The following is a 19,412-nucleotide window of genomic DNA, read 5'->3' on the forward strand; positions in this document are numbered from 1 at the left end:
TGGTCGAGTTGGAAGGCCATGGCCGCGAGGATCTGTTCAGCGACCTCGACATCTCGCGCACGGTCGGCTGGTTCACGACCGCGTTTCCCGTGCGGCTGGCCGGCGGAGCGCAACAGCCGTCCGCATTGATCAAGAGCGTGAAGGAGGAGCTGCGCGGCATTCCCGGCCGCGGGCTCGGCTACGGCGTATTGCGCTATCTCGGTTCTGAAGAACAGCGCGCGGCGCTATCTGACGTCGCCGAGCCGAGGATTGCCTTCAACTATCTCGGCCAGATCGACGGCGGAACCGGCGGGGCGGCATTGTTCGCCATGGCAGCGGAGAGCGCGGGCCCCTCGCGCGACGCATCGAGCCCGCTGCGGCGCTGGCTAAGCGTGAACGGCACGGTGCGCGACGGCCAGTTGCGGCTCTCGTTCGGCTTTGGTCGCAAGCGCTATCGGCGCGAGACGATCGAGCGATTGGCGACGTTGTATGAAGCGGCGCTGCGCGAGCTGGTCGATCACTGCACCAGCGGCGCCCGCGGCCTGACGCCGTCGGATGTGGCATTGTCGGGCCTTGGCCAGGCCGAGATCGATCATCTCGGGCTCGATTGGCGTGAGGTCGAGGACATCTATCCCTTGTCGCCGATGCAGCAGGGAATGCTGTTCCATGCGATGCACGACGGCGAGAGCGGACTTTACGTCAACCAGGTTGCTGCGGAGATGCACGGCCTCGATGCCGCAAGTCTGCGTCGCGCCTGGCAGGCGGTCAGCGATCGCCATGCGGTGCTGAGAACCGGTTTTGTCTGGCGCGACCTGTCCGGCTCGCCGCAACAGATTGTCTATCACCGTGCGGAAGTACCGTTTGTCGAAGAGGACTGGCGCGCGCGGGCTGCGGCGTGGAATCAGGACCAATTGGACGCCGCGCTGGCCGATGTGTCGCGGCAGGAACAGGCCGCGGGGTTTGATCTGTCGCGGCCGCCTTTGCAGCGGGTGCGGCTGATCCGGCTCGGAGACGATCGTCATTGGCTGATCTGGACGCATCATCACATCCTGCTCGACGGATGGAGCTCGGCGCGGCTGATCGCCGAGGTGATGCAGCATAACGGCGAAGGCCGGCTGCCGGCATTGCAGCATCGCTATCGCGATTACATCGCGTGGCTGCAGGACCGGGATAGCGATGCTTCGGCGGCGTTCTGGCGCGATGCGATGGCGAGGCTCGATGAGCCGAGTTTCCTGGCCGAACATGTGGACGGGGAATCGTCCGGCCACGGCATGCTCGCGCTGGAGCTGGATGCCGCGCTGACCGGGCGGCTGCAACGGTTTGCGGCGCGCGAACGCGTCACGATGAACACGCTGGTGCAGGCCGCATGGGCGCAGTTGCTGCGGCAATATACCGGACAGAGCACGGTTTGCTTCGGCGTCACCGTGTCGGGCCGGCCGCCGGAACTCGCCGGCGGAGAAGATATGGTCGGCCTGTTCATCAACACATTGCCGGTCGTCGACGACGTTGGTCCGCAGCAGAGGGTTGACGCTTGGCTGCGTGAATTGCAGGATCGCAATCTGGTCTTGCGTGAAAACGGCTGGACGCCGCTCTATGAAATTCAGCGTCTCGCGGGGCGTGCCGGACGGCCGCTGTTCGACAGCATCCTGGTATTCGAGAATTATCCGGTCGACCATGCGCTGATGGGGAAGAACCGGCAGATCCGTGTCGGCGAGACCAGGATCGTCGAAACCAGCAATTATCCGCTGTTCGCGAGCGTCGGGCTCGATGAACGGCTGCGGCTGGTCTTCAACTATCAGCGCCGGCATTTCGATGAGGCGCAGATCGCGCGGCTGCAACGTGCTTTTGTGCGGCTGATTGAGGCGTTGAGCATCGATGCCGATCGGCCGATCGGCACGGTCGCGGCCCACGATCCCGCGGATGATGCGCTACTCGCCCGGGCCAACAGCACGCGAGGCGATGAGCCGCGCCGGGGAATTGTCGCACAATTCGAAGCGCAGGTCCGCCAATCGCCCGACTCAATTGCGCTGGTGTTTGGCGAGGAGGAGTTGAGTTATGGCCTGTTGAATGCACGTGCCAACGGGCTGGCGCGGCGGCTGCGCGAGCGCGGCATCGGAACCGATGTCGTGGTCGGGCTGGCGCTCGACCGCGGCGTCGAGATGATGGTCGCGCTGCTGGCGGTGCTGAAGGCGGGCGGGGCGTACCTGCCGCTCGATCCGGATTATCCGGCCGAGCGGCTGGCGCACATGCTGCGCGACAGCGGCGCCGCGCTGGTGCTGACGCAAAGCGCGCTGCTCGCTCAGTTCGCTCCGGTGCTGGAGGAGACCGGCGCCGAGACGTGGCTGCTCGACGAGCAGGAAGGCGAGAGCGGGGAAGGCAATCTTGATGTTGCCGTGCACTCCGAAAGCCTCGCCTATGTGATCTACACCTCGGGCTCGACCGGGGTCCCCAAGGGCGTGATGGTTCGCCACGACGCGGTGACGAACTTTTTGGCGACCATGGCGGAGCAGCCGGGCATGACAGCCATGGACCGCGTGCTCGGCCTGACGTCGTTGTCGTTTGACATCGCGGTGCTGGAGCTGTGGCTGCCGCTGACACTCGGGGCGTGCGTGGTGCTGGCGGATCGCGCGGCCGCGCATGATCCGGCCCGGCTGAAGGCCATTGTCGCCCGGCAGGGCGTCACCGTGATCCAGGCGACACCCTCGACCTGGCGGATGCTGCTCGACCATGACGGATCATCGCTGCCGGCGAACTGCCGGGTGCTGGCTGGCGGCGAGGCGCTGCCGCCGGATCTGGCGCGGCGGCTGGTGGCGCAGGCGGGCGAGGTCTGGAACCTGTACGGCCCGACCGAGACCACGGTGTGGTCGGCGCGTCATCGCCTCGATGCACAGGACGACCGCCCTGTCTTGGGCGGTCCGATCGGCAACACCACGCTGCATATTCTGGATAACGACCTCAACCTCGCGCCGGTCGGGGTTGCCGGCGAGCTCTATATCGGCGGCGCAGGATTGGCGCGCGGCTACTGGCGGCGCGGCGCGCTGACGGCGGAGCGCTTCATCCCCGATCCGTTCGGTCCGCCGGGATCGCGGCTCTACCGCACCGGCGACGTGGCGCGATGGCGGTCCGACGGCGTGCTCGAATATATCGGCCGCGCCGATCACCAGGTGAAGATCCGCGGCTTCCGGATCGAGCTCGGCGAGATCGAAGCGCGGCTGTTGGGGCAGGATGGCGTGCGCTCGGCGGTGGTGGTGGCGCGTGAGGCCGGCGCGGGGCGCCAGCTCGTCGGCTATGTCAGCGGCGCGGCATCGCTGGATGCGGCGGTGCTCAAGACTGCGCTGTCGTCGGTACTGCCGGATTACATGGTGCCGGCGCGAATTGTAGTTCTGGACCGGCTGCCACTGACGCCGAACGGCAAGATCGACCGCAAGGCGCTGCCGGCGCCGGATCAGCTCGCGGCGTCAGCCGAGCACATCGCGCCGCGCACGCCGGCCGAGGCGAAGCTCGCTGCGATCTGGGCCGACCTGCTGCGCCGGCCCGACATCGGCGTCACCGACAATTTCTTCGAGCTCGGTGGCGACTCGATCATCTCGCTGCAGATGGTGAGCCGCGCGCGCCGCGAAGGCGTATCGATCGAGCCGCGCGACGTCTTCCGGCATCAGACGATCGAGGCGCTGGCGGCGTTGTCCCGCGACGTCGGCCCGGCCGAGGACACACCGGCATCCGAACGCGGCTCGCTCGCGGAGCTGTCCAGCGAGCAGCTCGAGCGGCTTGGTCTCGACTGGAACCGCATCGAGGATATCTACCCGCTGTCGCCGATGCAGCAGGGCATGTTGTTCCACAGTCTGCGCGATGCCGGCAGCGGCGTCTACGTCAACCAGGTCAGCGTCGAGATTCGCGGCCTCGACCCCGAACGTCTGGGCCGGGCATGGCATGAGGTGACCGCGCGCCATCAGATGCTTCGGACCGGATTCCTGTGGCGCGAGCTTTCCGGCTCTCCGCTGCAAGCGGTCTATCGCGACGCCGTCGCGCCGTTCGAACAGGAAGACTGGCGCGGGCAGGCGATCAGCGACGAACGGATCGCGGCGGCGCTTGCCGGCGAACGCGCCGCCGAGTTCGATCTCTCGACACCGCCGCTGCAGCGCGTGCGGCTGTTGCGCCTCGATGACGACCTCTACCGGCTGATCTGGACCTATCATCACATCCTGATGGACGGCTGGAGTTCGGCTAGGTTCGTCGGCGAAGTTCTGCAATACTACTACGGCGGCGCGCCTGCAGCGAACCCGACGCGTTACCGCGATTACATCGCCTGGCTGCTGGCACAGGACGCCAAGGCGGCTGAAAGCTTCTGGCGCGAACAGCTCAAGGCCTTCAATGAGCCGACGCAACTGGCCGATGCCTTCGGCTCGCGCCGCCACCAGGCATCCGGCCATGAGCGCTGCTATACACGGCTTGGAGAGACGGCGACCGCAGAATTGAAGGCGTTCGCGCGCCGTGAGCGGATCACGCTCAACACTATCGTTCAGGGCGTCTGGGCCCTGCTGCTGCAACGCTATACCGGCCAGCAGACCGTGACGTTTGGCGTTACCGTCGCCGGCCGCCCGGCCAATCTCGACGGATCGCAGCAGATGCTCGGACTCTTCATCAACACGCTGCCGGTTATCGAAACACCGTCGTTCGCCAGCACGGTCGGAGAATGGCTCCGCGCGCTGCAGGACCGCAATTCGGCGATCCGCGACTACGAGCATACGCCGCTCTACGACATTCAGGGCTGGGCCGGTCGCGCCGGGCAGACGATGTTCGACAGCATCATCGTGTTCGAGAATTATCCGATCGAACGCAGCATGCACCAAGGCGATGGTTCGCTGCAGTTCAGCGGTCTGAAGAATGTCGACGTGACGAACTATCCGATGGACCTGTCAGTGCTCGTCGAGGACACACTGCAGATCGAGTACACCTATATCCCGAGCCATTTCACGGCGGCACAGGCGGTGCAGATCAAGGCGCAGTTCGAACATCTGCTTGTCGCGCTGACGCGGGACGCAACGGCAATGCTTGGCAGCATCGATCCCGTGACGGAGATCGACGCCGCTCTCGTCGGGAACTGCAATCGCCACGCGACGCCGGCCGTGCCGCTGCCGCCGGTGCATGAGGCGATCAGCCGCCATGCGAAGCGCCATCCTGAACGGACGGCGCTTACCATCGGCGGCAAGGTACTCTCATTCGGCGCGCTCGACGCCAAGGCCAATCGTCTTGCCCATCATCTGATTGCCCGCGGGCTCAGGTCCGAGCAGCGTGTCGGCATCGTGGTCGAACGTACCGAAGCGACAATGGTTGCGCTGCTGGCTGTGCTGAAGGCGGGCGGGGCGTATGTTCCGCTCGATCCGGAGCTTCCACCCGAGCGGCGCGCGTTCGTCATGCGCGATGCCGGGATCTCGTTCCTGCTGACGGGGCAGGTGGACGTCGAAGGTGGCATGGATCGTCTTGCAAGAATCTCGCTTTCCACATTCGATTTCGATGCGGGACCGGACCATGCGCCGCAGCCGGAGTTGCATCCCGAAAGCCTCGCTTACCTGATCTACACGTCCGGTTCGACGGGAACGCCCAAAGGCGTGGCAGTCGCCCACGGGCCGCTCGCCATGCATTGCGACCTCACGGGCAGCCTTTACGAGATCGACGAGGGCTCGTGCGAGCTGCATTTCCTTTCGCTGGCCTTCGATGGCGCTCATGAACGCTGGCTGACCGTTCTGTCGCATGGCGGGCGGCTTTTGATGCGTGACGCCGAACTGTGGACGCCGGAGCAGACGGTCGAGAACCTGTATGCGCATCGCGTCAGCCATATCGGATTGCCGCCGGCCTATCTGCAGCAGGTCGCAGAAGCGGTCGAGCAGACCGGCAACCCACCGCCGGTCAAGCTTTACTCGTTCGGCGGCGAGGCGATGCCGAAGGCGGGCTTCGACAAGGTCAGGCGCGTCCTGAAGCCGCGGATCCTGATCAATGGCTACGGGCCGACGGAAACCGTTGTCACGCCACTGGTCTGGAAGGTCGATGCCACGGGCGAATGCGATACGCCGTACGCGCCGATTGGCGTGCCGGTCGGCGACCGCCGCGCCTACATTCTCGATGGCGCACTCAATATCATTCCTGCCGGTGTTGCCGGTGAACTCTATCTCGGCGGCTTTGCACTCGCGCGCGGCTATCACGGCAAGGCGGGCATGACCGCCGAGCGGTTCGTGCCTGATCCATTCTCGGCGCTGCCGGGGGCCCGGCTGTACCGCACCGGTGATCTCGCGCGATGGCGCGAAGACGGCACCGTCGAGTATCTCGGCCGCAGCGACGACCAGGTCAAGGTCAACGGCTTCCGGATCGAGCTTGGAGAAATCCAGACCACGCTGCTTCGCCATGAGGAGGTCGAGCAGGCGGCAGTGGTCGCGCTGCCGGGTGCGGCAGGAAATCAGCTCGTTGCCTATGTCGCGCCGAAGCCGGCAAAGGACGCATCGCCAGATGCCGCCGACGCCCTGGTTGAGAGATTGACCTCGTTCCTGAAACAGGCCTTGCCGGTCTACATGGTGCCGGCGCGGATCATGGTGCTGGAGCGGCTGCCGGTCTTGTCGAGCGGCAAGATCGACCGGCGTGCGCTGCCGGCGCCTGATGCGGCAGCGCGAAGCTTCGTTGCTCCGCAAGGACCCGTCGAAACCGCGATGGCGCGACTGTGGGCCGACATCCTCAAGGTGCCGCAGGTCGGTGTCACCGACAATTTCTTCGAACTCGGCGGCAATTCGATTCTCAGCCTCAAGGTCGTGGCCCGGCTCCGGCAGGACAAAACGTTCGGTATCGAGCTCAAGCTGCGCGATCTCCTGCAGAAGCCGACGATCCGAGCGCTGCTTGCCGATAGCGGCGCCGCGGCTTCCACCGCTGCGCCGGCGCCATCGGCGCTGCTGCCGCTGAACGCGGTGGTTCGTGGTGTGCAGCCAGTGTTCTGTGTGCATGGCGGCTTCGGCACCGTCTTCGATTATGGGCCGCTGGCGCGCCGCCTCGAAGGGCGCCGGCAGGTGATCGGGCTGCAGTCGAGAATGCTGGTCGACAGTTCGTGGAGCGACCGCTCGCTTGACGCGATGGCCGCGGACTATGCGAGCGAGATCAGGCAGGTGCAGCCACATGGGCCGTACAGTCTGGTCGGTTGGTCGCTCGGCGGCCTTCTTGTCACCCTCGTTGCCGCCGAGCTCGAACGTTCCGGTGAGCGCGTGGCGTGTCTTGCCATGGTCGACAGTTTCGTGTTGCAACGGCAAGGCGGATCCAACCGGCAGGAAGCGGCAGTCCACTGGACCGATGATCTCGCGGGATTGCTGTCTGCGGTACTTCCGCAATCCGCGGCCGCCGTGCGCACCAGTTCGCATGTCGAAGCAGCGAAACGCGCTGATCTACCGGAGACATCCGAGAGCGTCCGGCATCTGATCGCACAGATGACCGGGGAGGGAGTATCGACGGACGACAGGTCACTCGGCGTCGACGACATAGCCGGTGCTTTTGCCGTCGGGCGACATCTCAAAATCTTGACGCAGAACGCAACGCCGCCGCGCCGTCTTGCGGCAAGGCCATTGTGCTGGTGGACATCGAGCCGATTGGCACAGCGCGATCGGCTGGAGACGCAACTGCCTGACGCCGTCGATCGTGGCGTCGTCGGAGACAACCATTTCACGATCCTCAGGGATGCGCGCCTGCTCGACGAGATCTGCGGACTGCTTGTGCCGGAGGCAGCATCGATGGCATCGCAGGACACGGTTCCGGAGCCGGCGGAATGAGCAATCCCATGAATCTTGATCCAGACATCGCCGCACTGCTCGAGATGGTGCAGGCGGGGACCGAAAGCGGTGCCCGCATCCCGTTTCCGCAACTGACGGCCGTTCAGGCGCGGGCCGATTTCGATGCGTCCTCGCCGCTGCTCGATGTCGATCCGCCGGCGCTTGGCCATGAACGTCAACTCTCGCTGCCGACGCGCGATGGCGCGACGATCGACGCGCGGCTCTATGCGCAGGCGGAGCCAAGCAGCCGCAATCCGGTGCCGATTCTTCTTTATATGCATGGCGGCGGCTTTGTCGTCGGAAGTCTCGATTCCCATCAGCCCTTGTGCCGCGGCCTTGCCGAAGACAGCGGCGCGGCCGTGCTGTCGGTCGGCTACCGGCTTGCACCCGAGTACAAGTTTCCGACCGCCTTCGAGGATGCCGTCGATGCGCTGACCTGGATCGGTCGCGAGGGCCTCGCGGCGGGACTGGATGCCGGCCGCGTCGCCATCGGCGGCGACAGCGCCGGCGGGACGCTTGCCGCAGCGCTCGCCATCGAAACCAAGGCGAACCGAAGCCTGCCGCAGCCCGTGCTCCAGGTTCTCGCCTATCCTGGCCTGAGTCCCCGGCAAACGTCGGATTCCTACGAGCGGTACGGTTCCGGCTATCTCCTGGAACGCAGCACCGTCGACTGGTTCTTCCGGCAATATCTTCGCGACGATGCCGACCGCGATGACTGGCGCTTTGCGCCGCTCGCCGCCGGAGATCTCTCAGGACTGCCGTCGGCGCTCATCGTGCTGGCCGAATTTGATCCCCTGGTGGATGAGGGACGCGACTACGCAGCAAGGCTCCGCGCCGCCGGCGTTCCCGCCGATCTGCAGATCTATCCGGGAATGATCCATGAATTCCTGCGTATGGGAAACGTCGTGGCTGATGCCCTACAGGCGCGGGCGGCGATCGGGCAGGCGCTGGCCAACGCTTTTCGTTCTGCCGGCGAAAAGGCGGCCTGATATGGAAATGCAGCGGGAATGGCGGTATGTCATGACTGTTACCCTCCGCGGCTTCGCTGCAAGGCTTTCCTGAGCCGGATTTCCATGAGCACGTTTGTCTCCGACTACAGACTATCCCGCCGTGCGCTTCTGAAAGCGGGCATCGGCGGCGCGGCGCTTGCCGGTGGTTTGCCGATGGCATTTGCACAAGGCGGTGGATCGCCATCCGGTCCCCGCGTTGCCGCACTTGGCTGGGCCTGTGCGCAGACGATACTGGCGCTCGGCATGGTGCCTCTGGTCGTTCCGGAGATCGAGCGTTACGGCAGGCTCGTCGTCGAGCCGGCTGTTCCGTCAAGCGTTCAGGAGATCGGCCTGCGTTCGGAGCCAAATCTCGAGCTGCTGCAGAGTTTGGCGCCCGACATCATCATCATCGATCCCAGCATCACGGCCGCCATGCCCCGGCTCAAGCTGGTCGCCCCGGTCGAGGTGTTCACGATCTTCAAGCCCGGCGGGCACCCCCTCGATACCGCGCGCCGTTCGACGATGGAGCTTGCGCAGCGTCTCGGCATCCGGGTGGCGTGCGAAGCCTATCTCGCGCGTTTCGATGTCGCCATGGCCGGCTATCGCGAACAGGTTCGAGGACGCGGAGGCAAGCTGCTCTATCTCGTCAGCGAAATCGCGCGCAATCGTGCGCTCGTATTCGGCCCGAACAGCCTCTATCAAGAGGTGCTCAATGAATTCGGGTTGAAGAATGCCTGGACCGGGCAGAGCGGCCCGTGGGGGCACACGAGCGTCGGCCTCGAAGTGCTCGCCGCGGTTCCCGACGCGCGACTGGTGCTGTTGAGCTCGCGCGTTGCCGATGTCGAAGCCCTGCTCAAGACGAGTCCGGTGTTGCAGACCCTGCCGTCCCTTCGGTCCGGTCGGCTGACGGTGCTCGGCAATCAATTCTTCTATGGCGGCGTGCCGGCGGCCGAGCGCTTCGCACGTCTGCTGGCCGAACGTTTGCCGCAGGACAACAATGAACAAGGTTGACGCGCTGCCCGCCCGGTCCGGGATCGAGATGCATCCGGCCGCGCTGATCGGCTTGCTGTTTGCCGCGGCCTTTGCGCTGACGTGGCGGCATCTGTCGGGATATCTGCCGGCTGGCGCATGGTTATCGGTGCTGTGGCGGCCCGAGATCAACGACCCGCAGCAGATGCTCGTGCACTACACCGTGTTTCCGCGCATCGCGGTGGCGTTGCTGGCCGGCGCGGCCCTTGGTCTCGCCGGCACCGTCTGTCAGCAGGTGCTGCGCAATCCGCTTGCTGAGCCGAGCACTCTCGGCGTCCTGAATGGAGCCTATCTGGCGCTGGCTATCACGACGCTGTGGGCGCCGTCGCTGCTCGCGTTCGGCCGCGAGTGGATTGCGCTGGCGGGCGGGTTCGCTGCCTTCCTGTGTGTGTTCGGATTAACCTGGAGGCGTGCGCTATCGCCGGTCGTGCTGGTGCTTGCCGGGCTGATCGTCGCCTATTACTGCGCCGTGACAACCCAGGCGCTGGTGTTGCTCAACCACGAATACCTGATCGGCCTGTTCATCTGGGGCGCCGGCTTCCTCAATCAGCAGGACTGGAACAACGTGACGTTTCTGGCGCCGCGATTGCTCATTTCCTTCGTGCTCATCGCGGCGATGGTGCGTCCGCTGACCTTGCTCGGTTTCGACGACGAGACTGCGCGCAATCTCGGCCTCGGACTGACGCGAGCGCGGGTCTGCGCGCTGGCGATTGCGATCGCGCTCAGCGCTTCGGTTGTCAGTGTGGTCGGCGTCATGGGCTTTGTGGGCCTTGCTGCGCCGGCCATCGTCATGCTGTCAGGCGCGCGCCGGTTTCGCGACCGGCTGATCTGGGCCCCGCTTTGCGGTGCCTTGCTGCTGTGGCTGACGGACGAGCTTGTGCTGCTGATCCCGCCCGGTTATCGCGAAATGCCGGCTGGCGCAGTGACAGCCCTGATCGGCGCGCCGATGTTGCTTATGTTGCTGCCGCGGTTACGCGCCACTGTGCTGGTCGGAAATCTCACGCCATCCGTTCCGCCACGCCTCGATCATCCCTGGCGGATCATCCTGTTCGCGCTCGCCTTGCTGCTGTTCGTCATCTGGATCGCGCTCGCCGTCGGGGTCGGATCCGAAGGTTGGCGCTGGAGCGGCCTTGCCGGTATCCAGGAGTTTTGGCCATGGCGCTGGCCGCGCGTGGTGTCGGCGATGGCGGCGGGCGCGACGCTTGCCGTGGCCGGCACATTGCTGCAGCGCATGACCGGAAATCCGATGGCTGCGCCGGAGGTGATGGGCATCAGCTATGGCGCTGCGATGGGCGTCATCGTTCTTCTCTATCTGTTTCCCGCTCACACGCGGCTGGCACAGATTGCAGCGGGCGGGATCGGCGCCTTCCTCGTGCTGGCACTGGTCCTGCTGTTCAGTCGGCGATCCGAGTTCAGTCCGGAACGGGTGCTGCTGGCGGGCGTCGCCATGAGCGCGGCGTTCGGCGCGATCATTGCCATGGCGCTGGCGACCGGGGATCCCCGCATCGGCATGCTCCTGTCGTTGCTGACGGGATCGCTGTATCAGATCGGTCCGGCCGAGGCCTTGGTCCTTGCCGCCGCGGCGCTGATTCTGCTGGTCATGGTGCCGATGCTGTCCCGCTGGCTCGACATCCTGCCGCTCGGCCCGGCGGCATCGCGTTCGGTCGGCATCTCGCCGGGCAGAAGCCGCATCATCATCATGCTGCTGACGGCTTTGCTGACGGCGACGGCGACGCTGATGGTGGGGCTATTGAGCCTGGTCGGCTTCATCGCCCCGCATATGGCGCGGATGATGGGGGCGCAGCGCGCACTTCATCAGGCAGCGCTGGCTGCAATGATCGGCGCTATCCTGATGGTATCAGCGGATTGGGCCGGGCGCATGGTGATATTTCCATTCCAGATGCCGGCCGGAATTTTCGCGATGATGCTCGCCGGGCCTTATCTCATCTGGCTGTTGCGTCCGCGACGCGGATGAGAGCGCGGTGAACGTGGATCGTCACCGCGCGAAGCTGATGAGATGGCCGTGATCCGGCGACGGCATCACCCCCATCGCAATGCCGTAGATGGTTTCGAGCTCGGCCGGGGTCATGATCTTGTCCGGGGTGCCGCGGGCAATCAGCTTGCCCGAATGCAACGCGATGATCTCGTCGCAGAAACGCGCGGCCATGTTGACGTCATGGAGCACGACGACCACGCCGAGATCGCGCTCGCGGGCGAGCTGCTTCACGAGCGACAGAACCTCGATCTGGTGGGCGATGTCGAGTGCGGAGGTCGGTTCATCGAGCAGCAGGCACTCGGCATCCTGTGCAACCAGCATGGCGATCCAGACCCGTTGGCGCTCGCCGCCTGACAGCGTATCGACCAGCCGGTCCGCAAACGGCTCGATGTGGGTCAGCGCCATGGCTTCCGCGACCTTGTCGCGGTCGGCGTCGCCAAACCGGCCGAGCGCGCCATGCCAGGGATAGCGGCCGAGCGCAACCAGTTCCCTGACCAGCATGCCGGCAGCAGGCGGCGTCTGCTGTGGCAGATAGGCGACCTTGCGGGCGTACTCCCGATCGCTCCATTCGCGCAAGCCGCGTCCTTCGAAGCGGATCGTGCCGGAAGAACTCGGTTGCTGCCGTGCCAGCAATTTCAGCAAGGTCGATTTGCCGGAGCCATTATGCCCGATCAATCCCACGACGCTGCGCGTGGGAAGGGTAAGCGTGAGCGGTTCAAGCAATGCGCGTCCCGCGACCGCGAAGCCAACCTGATCGAGTTCGAACAAGAACGCGGGCACATCAGGCGAAGCCTGCGCGATTTCGTTTGGTCGAACTACGTGCATGAGAGGGGGCCTGCAATGCGGTGCGAGGCGAGCGCCGTCCCGCCGACCTGCGTGCGTCGGGACGTCATGGCTGGCGCAGGCTCCAATACGCGACCGCCAGGTGCTGATCGCGGGAGAGCTTTCGATCCTCGCGCAGATGATTTCGCAACACCTTCAGGGCCCGCGCTTCGCACGCGACCCACGCAAAGACGTCGCGATGGTCAGGCCATCGCACGGCCTTGACGGCATCGACCAGTAGCTGCGTCGTCCCGGCCGAATGGTCGCCGCGATGCAGCCAGCGGACCGATACGCCGGTAGGCGCGATCAGCGGGACCTCCTCGAGTCGGTCGGCGACTTCGATGAAGACTTCGCCTGTTGCCGTTGCCGGCAGCGTCTCGAGAATTCGCGCAATGGCGGGCAGGGCGGTCTCGTCGCCTGCCATCAGCACCCAGCGCGCCGGACGAATACTTCGTCCGAGCGGGCCGGCCATGCCGCAAATGGCGCCGGCTTGCGCGTTGACTGCGAACGCCGAACCCGGTCCGGCATGATCATGGACCACGAAATCGATATCGATCTCGCAAGCCTGCAGATCGATGCGGCGGATCGTGTAGTAGCGCGTGACCGGTCTGCGGTCAGGTTCCGGCCACAGGATACGTCCATCCGGGGCAGGCCATGGCCACTCGGGCTTGGCGAGGCCTTCGGGCGGGAAATACAGCCGGACATGCAGGGCATCGTCGTTCACGAAGCGCGCGATGTCGTCTCCGGTGAAAGTCAGCCGGCGCATCCGCGGTGTCAGATCGGTTACGGCCTTCAGGCGGACCTCGCGGAAGTTCGCCAGCGTGCCGCCATCGGACTCATGGCCGGACCAGACGATGGTCGGCGCTTCGTCGCCGGCGAATTCGATCACATGGGAGGCGACGACCGAGCGCAGCATTTCGAGATTGCCCTTGTCGTTGGCCTCGACGCGGATCTTGAGCGTTTCGGCCTCGACGGCGAGCGAACTGGTTCCAAACGGCAGCTTCGCCACCATCAGGCCGCCCTGGTCCTCGAAGGCGATGTCATGCTCGGCCAGATGATCGATCATCCGGGCAGCGAGGCCGGCGGCATCGGCAAGCGCGATGCGGGTCTCCGAGATCAGCGAATCCAAGTCGTCCTCCAGTCGGCCTGGCCGATGCTGGCCTGCAAGCGCTTCGATGTCCTGAAATCGCGGCCCGACACAGCGGCCGGATCAACGTCCTACTCGCTCGTCGGCTGCGATGCAAAGGCGGTACCACTCACATTTTATTAAACGCGCAGCCGATCACAAATTAGAATCCATCGAAAAGGGCTGAAAAATAAGCTCTGGAATAGCGATGCTGCCATCATGTATTCGCATCACACCAGCAAGGCTGTTCGTACCAGGACGGGCCGTGTAGGTTCGCTTCAGCTCTACTCCAGCGCGCGGCACACATGATGAACCCACGAAGCGGCCTGACGGCGCAGATCCTGCATCTCCTGCGGCCATACTGGCCGATCGTGCTCGGCGGCATCGTCCTCGGCGCCGTCGGCGGCGCCAGCGTTGCGGGATTGCTCGCGGTGGTCAACCGCGGCCTCTACGCGACGCAAGGCGACGTCGCAACGCTGTTTCTCGCGTTTGCGGGCCTGTGCCTGTTGATCCTGATCGGCTCCATCGGCGCCGATATCAGCGCCAACTATGTCGGCCAGCGGATCATTGCCGAACTTCGCAAGTCGCTCGCCGCCAGGATTCTGGCCGCCCCGATCGATCAGCTCGAAATTTATCGGACGCATCGCCTGATCCCGGTTCTCACCCAGGATGTCGATACGATCAGCGATTTCGCGTTCTTCTTTTCCTCCTTCTTCGTCTCCCTCATCATCACGCTCGGTTGCATGGTTTACCTTGCGGTGCTGTCGTGGCCGCTATTTCTCATTACGGGGCTGGTCATTGTGCTCGGTTCGCTTGCGCATGCATTTGCGCGAACGCGGGGCGTTCGGGGGTTCAACGCTGCCCGGGATTCGGAAGACGAGCTGCAGAAGCATTATCGCGCGATCGCCGAGGGCGCGAAGGAGCTGCGGCTGAACCGCGCGCGCCGCCAGCGCGTCTATGTCGAGCAGCTCCAACGTACGGTCGACCGGATCAGCGCGGTGCAGGTCAAGTCGATCAATCTCTTCGTGACGGCACGGGCGCTCGGCACGATGCTGTTCTTCGTCGTGATCGGCGTGGCGCTGACCTTGCGACCGTCCTTCTGGCCCGACAGCCCTGCCGCGGTTTCGAGCGGGTTCGTTCTGGTGCTGCTCTATATGCGGGGACCTATCGATCAGGTCATTGGCATCCTGCCATCCCTGGGCCGTGCGCAGGTGGCGATGCGGCGGATTGCCGATCTTTCGGAGCAGTTCTCGACGCCCGAACAGGACTTGCTGGCCGCGCCATCCGCCGCGCCGGATGGATCAGGCAGGATCGAATCGATCGAGCTCCGCAATGTGTCGTACAGCTTCCGTGCTGTGCCGGGCAGCGAGCCCTTCGTTCTCGGGCCGATCGACCTGCATGTCCGCCGGGGAGAAATCGTCTTCATTGTCGGCGAGAACGGCAGCGGAAAGACCACGCTGATCAAGCTGCTGCTCGGCCTTTACGCACCGCAGAGCGGCACAGTGCTGCGCGATGGCCGGGCGGTCGAAACACAAACGCGCGATGACTACCGGCAGCTCTTCACCACCATTTTCTCAGACTATTACCTGTTTGAGGATCTTCTGCAGGCTGGTGGAATGGTGCCTGAGGTCGCCGAACGCTACTTGAAGCGATTGGAGGTCGCGCACAAGGTATCGGTCGAGAACGGCGTGTTTACGACGACGGACCTCTCGACCGGCCAGCGCAAGCGGCTGGCGCTGATGAATGCGTGGCTCGAGGAGCGGCCGGTCCTCGTTTTCGACGAGTGGGCCGCGGATCAGGATCCCGCCTTCCGTCACATCTTCTACACGGAATTGCTGCCCGACCTGAAGCGCATGGGCAAGACGATCATCGTGATCTCGCACGACGATCGCTATTTCGGCGTAGCGGATCATCTCGTGCGACTTCGCCACGGCAAGCTTTTGGCCGGGGAAGCGATAGCGCATGACGTCATCAAGTCGTCATCGGTTCCAACCAGCACGTCTCTTTAGAGCTATTTTATTCTCGGGAGAAATTTGAATCGAAGTTCATGTTCTTGCGAGATGGATGCCACCGAAAGCGCATGATGTCTCGCGACGCTGTCTTGTCAGATTTGTAAGGAATCTAAACTGCGTGTGGTGGCACGCCTTGTCATCTTGTGCGGGAGTGCTTTAGATCGCAAGCGCGACTGAAGATCGCGTTTCGTTTTGAGCAATCACGTTTGCGATGCGAGGGCCGGATGAATCAAGCTTCGAGCTCCGCAATTGGGCCCCGCGCGTTTCCGATCGGACCGCACTCTGCAATGACGGTCGTTCAGGACGGCGGCGGAGACCTTCGGGTTGCCATGGGCGCCACGACGGTGATGCGGCTGCGGCTCGAGGAGCCGCTGGATCGCCTGAAGCTATCGGATACTCCGGACGATCTGCACCTCGCGATATCCGCGGTTGCGGCGGCAGCAGAGGCCATGTTCGGATGGCGGCCGACCCTTGACCGGCTTGTGCTGGATCTGGCCGGCGGAGAATCTCTCGCGCGCGAACTGATGAACCATGGCCTCGTTGTCATGGCGGGAACGGAGCCCGTGCTGCTTCCGGAATTGTTGATGCAGCGGCCGGATAATTGGCTGGTCAATGCCGAACAGCCGCCAATGCCGCAACTTCATGTGATGACGGACGGCAAGCGTCATCCGCGGCGCCCGGCCAAGCCCGTGGGCAAGGTATATGCCCGGTTCATACCCTGGCTCGCCGAGGTGATCTCCTTTCGCGTCGCTGACCTGGACAAGGACCTGCATCTGCTGCACCGGTGGATGAACGATCCCCGTGTCGACGCATTCTGGAACGAGGCGGGCGATCCCGAAAAGCATCGGCGCTATCTCTCCGGCATTCTGGCGGACCCACATATGCTGCCGCTCATCGGCTGCTTCGATGACGAGCCGTTCGGTTATTTCGAGCTCTATTGGGCCAGGGAAAATCGCATCGCGCCGTTCTACGATGCCGACGACTACGATCGTGGCTGGCACGTCGTCGTGGGCGAGGACGCCTATCGTGGGCGCCGCTACATCAGCGCCTGGTTACCGTCGCTGATGCACTACATGTTCCTGGACGATTGCCGAACACAGCGAATCGTCGGCGAGCCGGCGGCGGCGCATTCGCAGCAGCTTCGCAATCTGGAAGTTTCGGGATTCGCGAAAATCAAGAATTTCGATTTTCCGCACAAGCGGGCCACCCTCGTCATGCTGCTGCGCGAGCGCTTCTTCGGCGACCGGCTGTGGTTGCCCGCAGCCACAGCTCCGGCGGCCAAGGCTTAAGGCCCTGAACGGAGCGCGGCTTCATGTCTCACCAGCTTGCGATCGAGCACGACGTCGTCGGCGTCGGATTCGGGCCTTCCAATCTTGCGCTTGCCATCGCGCTGGACGAATGCGCCAGAAGGTCACGTCTGAAATGCGCGCCGCTGTTCGTGGAAAAGCAGCCGCATTTCACCTGGCACGGCGGCATGCTGCTGCCGGGCAGCGACATGCAGATCTCATTTCTCAAGGATCTGGTTTCGCTGCGCGATCCGACCAGTCCATTCACCTTTGTGAACTATCTGCACAAGCGTGGCCGTTTGCTGGATTTCATCAATTGCCGGACGTTCTATCCGAGCAGACTGGAGTTCAACGACTATCTCCGGTGGGTCGCCGACCAGTTCAAGTCTCGGGCTGCCTACGGCGAAACCATTGTTGCCGTCGAGCCGGTGACGGCCGGGCAAACCGTGACGTCCTTGCGGGTTCATTCGCGGACGCTTGCCGGCGGAGAAACTGTGCGGCTTGCAAGGAATCTGGTGATCGCTGCGGGAGGGCAGCCGTATGTCCCGCAGGTGTTTGCGAAGGCGGCCGGCGATCCCAGATTGTTCCACACCAGCCGCTACCTGGATGCGGTCGAGCGCGCCGGCCTGGACGGCAGGACAGCGCGCGTGGCCGTGATCGGCGGAGGACAGAGTGCAACCGAAGTGACGGTCGACCTTCACGGCCGTTTCCCGCAGGCACGCATCGATTTGATCTTTCGCGGCCATGCCTTGAAGCCGTCCGACAGCAGCCCGTTCGTCAACGAGATTTTCAATCCTGATTACACCGACTTCATCCATGCGCAGTCTGCCGAGCGGCGGGACGCTATCGTTCGCAATTTCCGGAATACGAATTATGCGGTGGTCGATTCCGATCTGCTCGATCAACTATATCGACTGCTCTACCAGCAACGTGTTGGCGGCGAGACAAGAGTAGCATTGCATCCGCGTAGCGAAATTACGGATGTGCATGCTACGCCTGAGGGGATCGAGATAAGCCTGGTCGACAAGTTCGGGAGCGAAAATCGCCGCTCGACCTATGATGCCGTCGTTCTCGCCACCGGATACGACAGAGAAACGCCGCACGCGTTTCTCGAGCCAATTCAACGCTACATTCGCGACAGCGTGCCGGATCGCAGCTACAGGCTTGTCACCAGTCCGGCGTTTCGGCCGCAAATCCATCTCCAGGGATATTCGGAAGCTTCGCATGGCCTCAGCGATACGCTGCTCTCAGTTATTGCCGTGCGTTCGCAGGAAATCGCCGAATCGCTGCTTGCGACGATTTCGCGCCGGGAACTCATCGCCTAAGTTCGATTGGATAGACAGAGCGGCGTGCGCCAAGGATTTGAAGCGGGCCGCGAGACCGCCTTGTCAAGGAGCCTTGCTTTCGGGTTTCAGGGGGCTGAGGCGATCACGCGCCATTGCGCTGCGGATCCAAGTGCAGCCGGCACGGAGAGCACTGCAGGAGACGAACCCGCATCAACGATCAATGTGTCAGGTGGAATCGTGAAACCGACGCCGGCGGCCTTGAGGATTGCCTCCTTGAGCGTCCAGTAGCGAAGGAAGAGGCGAGAGCGAAGAGTTGCGGGGGCTTTCGCCAGCTCCCGAAGCTCTTCTGCCGCCAGGACGATTTCGCTCATCGCGTCCATATCTGCAATTTGCCGCAGGGGCTCGATATCCACGCCGATCGGCATGTGTGCCACTGCAGCGGCGACAGCGCCTCTCGCGTGGCTCAGGCTGAAGTCGAGGTCTGCGGGGGCATCAACGAGCACGGGTTTGCCCAGCGCGGATTGTTCGAAGCGCAACCCGTCGGCTGCCCGTCCCGCGATGGCTCCGAGCAACAGGCGCGCACCCGCATGCGCGGCGAGATAGCCCATGCGATCCTCGATATGGAGGAAGCGTGCCAGACGATCGGTCTCGTCGGCATCGAGCACTTGCATGGCTTGCCCGACCCTGAGCGTATCGGGTTCGCCGGCGACGACGTCGCCGGGCGGAGCTACCTTCGCCAGCCAGAGAACGATCTCTTCCGACTTCAGCCGTCCGATCGGGCGCGCGAAACCTGCATCGTACAGGCATCGCAAGCGTAATTGTTCCCGCTCTGCCGTGCATTTGACAGCGAGCGACCACACGAGGGAGGCGTTTGCCTGATCGATCGAAAGCGGTGCAGCAAATGGCCCGTGTGCTGCCTTTTGAAAATTCGTCATGTCAGTTGGCTCGCCGCCTCTGCACAACCATATGCAATCCGCGGGTGTATTGATGCGCACGTGGAGGCGATCTGACTTAGAATCCGTCTAACTGAGCGTCATCGGCACCATGTGTGGTTGCAACAAACACGAGTTGTGCTGATAGATTCATTC

Annotated in this window: 10 protein-coding genes (1 of these 10 only partly in view); 7 read left to right on the forward strand and 3 right to left on the reverse strand. The window is 63.9% G+C overall.

The window, feature by feature from the left end; genetic code table 11:
* From AC0QUY_RS21545 to fhuB, 4 genes are all read left to right on the forward strand, one after another.
* On the forward strand, positions 1 to 7,778 hold the end of the coding sequence (locus tag AC0QUY_RS21545; protein ID WP_475388276.1) for a non-ribosomal peptide synthase/polyketide synthase. The gene continues 8,638 nt to the left of window position 1, outside the view; the window shows 7,778 of its 16,416 coding nt (coding positions 8,639-16,416); its start codon lies off the left edge, out of view; its stop codon occupies positions 7,776 to 7,778.
* A complete protein-coding gene (locus AC0QUY_RS21550; RefSeq protein WP_475388277.1) occupies positions 7,775 to 8,767 on the forward strand; it encodes an alpha/beta hydrolase in 993 nt (330 codons plus the stop codon). The genes AC0QUY_RS21545 and AC0QUY_RS21550 overlap by 4 nt, the downstream gene beginning before the upstream one ends.
* A gap of 84 nt (positions 8,768 to 8,851) precedes the next feature.
* Positions 8,852 to 9,778: an ABC transporter substrate-binding protein gene (locus AC0QUY_RS21555; protein ID WP_475388278.1), complete on the forward strand. Its 927-nt coding sequence runs from the start codon at positions 8,852 to 8,854 to the stop codon at positions 9,776 to 9,778.
* Positions 9,765 to 11,771 (forward strand): Fe(3+)-hydroxamate ABC transporter permease FhuB, encoded by a 2,007-nt coding sequence (fhuB, locus tag AC0QUY_RS21560; RefSeq protein WP_475388279.1) that lies wholly within the window; start codon positions 9,765 to 9,767, stop codon positions 11,769 to 11,771. The genes AC0QUY_RS21555 and fhuB overlap by 14 nt, the downstream gene beginning before the upstream one ends.
* 21 nt (positions 11,772 to 11,792) lie before the next feature.
* Here fhuB and AC0QUY_RS21565 read toward each other — a convergent pair whose 3' ends face one another.
* Both AC0QUY_RS21565 and AC0QUY_RS21570 read right to left on the reverse strand, forming a co-directional pair.
* Positions 11,793 to 12,617: an ATP-binding cassette domain-containing protein gene (locus AC0QUY_RS21565; protein WP_475388280.1), complete on the reverse strand. Its 825-nt coding sequence runs from the start codon at positions 12,615 to 12,617 to the stop codon at positions 11,793 to 11,795.
* 64 nt (positions 12,618 to 12,681) lie between these two features.
* Positions 12,682 to 13,743 carry a DUF2218 domain-containing protein gene (locus AC0QUY_RS21570; RefSeq protein WP_475388281.1) on the reverse strand — a complete coding sequence of 354 codons (1,062 nt, stop codon included), beginning with the start codon at positions 13,741 to 13,743 and terminating at the stop codon, positions 12,682 to 12,684.
* Positions 13,744 to 14,045: 302 nt separating this feature from the next.
* On the opposite strand from AC0QUY_RS21570, the gene AC0QUY_RS21575 reads away from it, so the two are divergent.
* The 3 genes from AC0QUY_RS21575 to AC0QUY_RS21585 all read left to right on the forward strand — a co-directional run bounded on the left by AC0QUY_RS21575 (position 14,046) and on the right by AC0QUY_RS21585 (position 18,363).
* Positions 14,046 to 15,749 carry a cyclic peptide export ABC transporter gene (locus AC0QUY_RS21575; protein WP_475388282.1) on the forward strand — a complete coding sequence of 568 codons (1,704 nt, stop codon included), beginning with the start codon at positions 14,046 to 14,048 and terminating at the stop codon, positions 15,747 to 15,749.
* Between the two features lie 290 nt (positions 15,750 to 16,039).
* A complete protein-coding gene (locus AC0QUY_RS21580; protein WP_475388283.1) occupies positions 16,040 to 17,041 on the forward strand; it encodes a GNAT family N-acetyltransferase in 1,002 nt (333 codons plus the stop codon).
* 23 nt (positions 17,042 to 17,064) lie between these two features.
* Positions 17,065 to 18,363, forward strand: coding sequence for a lysine N(6)-hydroxylase/L-ornithine N(5)-oxygenase family protein (locus AC0QUY_RS21585; RefSeq protein ID WP_475388284.1), 1,299 nt, complete (start codon positions 17,065 to 17,067; stop codon positions 18,361 to 18,363).
* A gap of 86 nt (positions 18,364 to 18,449) precedes the next feature.
* Here AC0QUY_RS21585 and AC0QUY_RS21590 read toward each other — a convergent pair whose 3' ends face one another.
* Positions 18,450 to 19,319 carry a 4'-phosphopantetheinyl transferase family protein gene (locus tag AC0QUY_RS21590; protein WP_475388285.1) on the reverse strand — a complete coding sequence of 290 codons (870 nt, stop codon included), beginning with the start codon at positions 19,317 to 19,319 and terminating at the stop codon, positions 18,450 to 18,452.
* Positions 19,320 to 19,412: the final 93 nt, after the last annotated feature.

The organism is Bradyrhizobium sp. WYCCWR15520 (genome assembly GCF_056174665.1).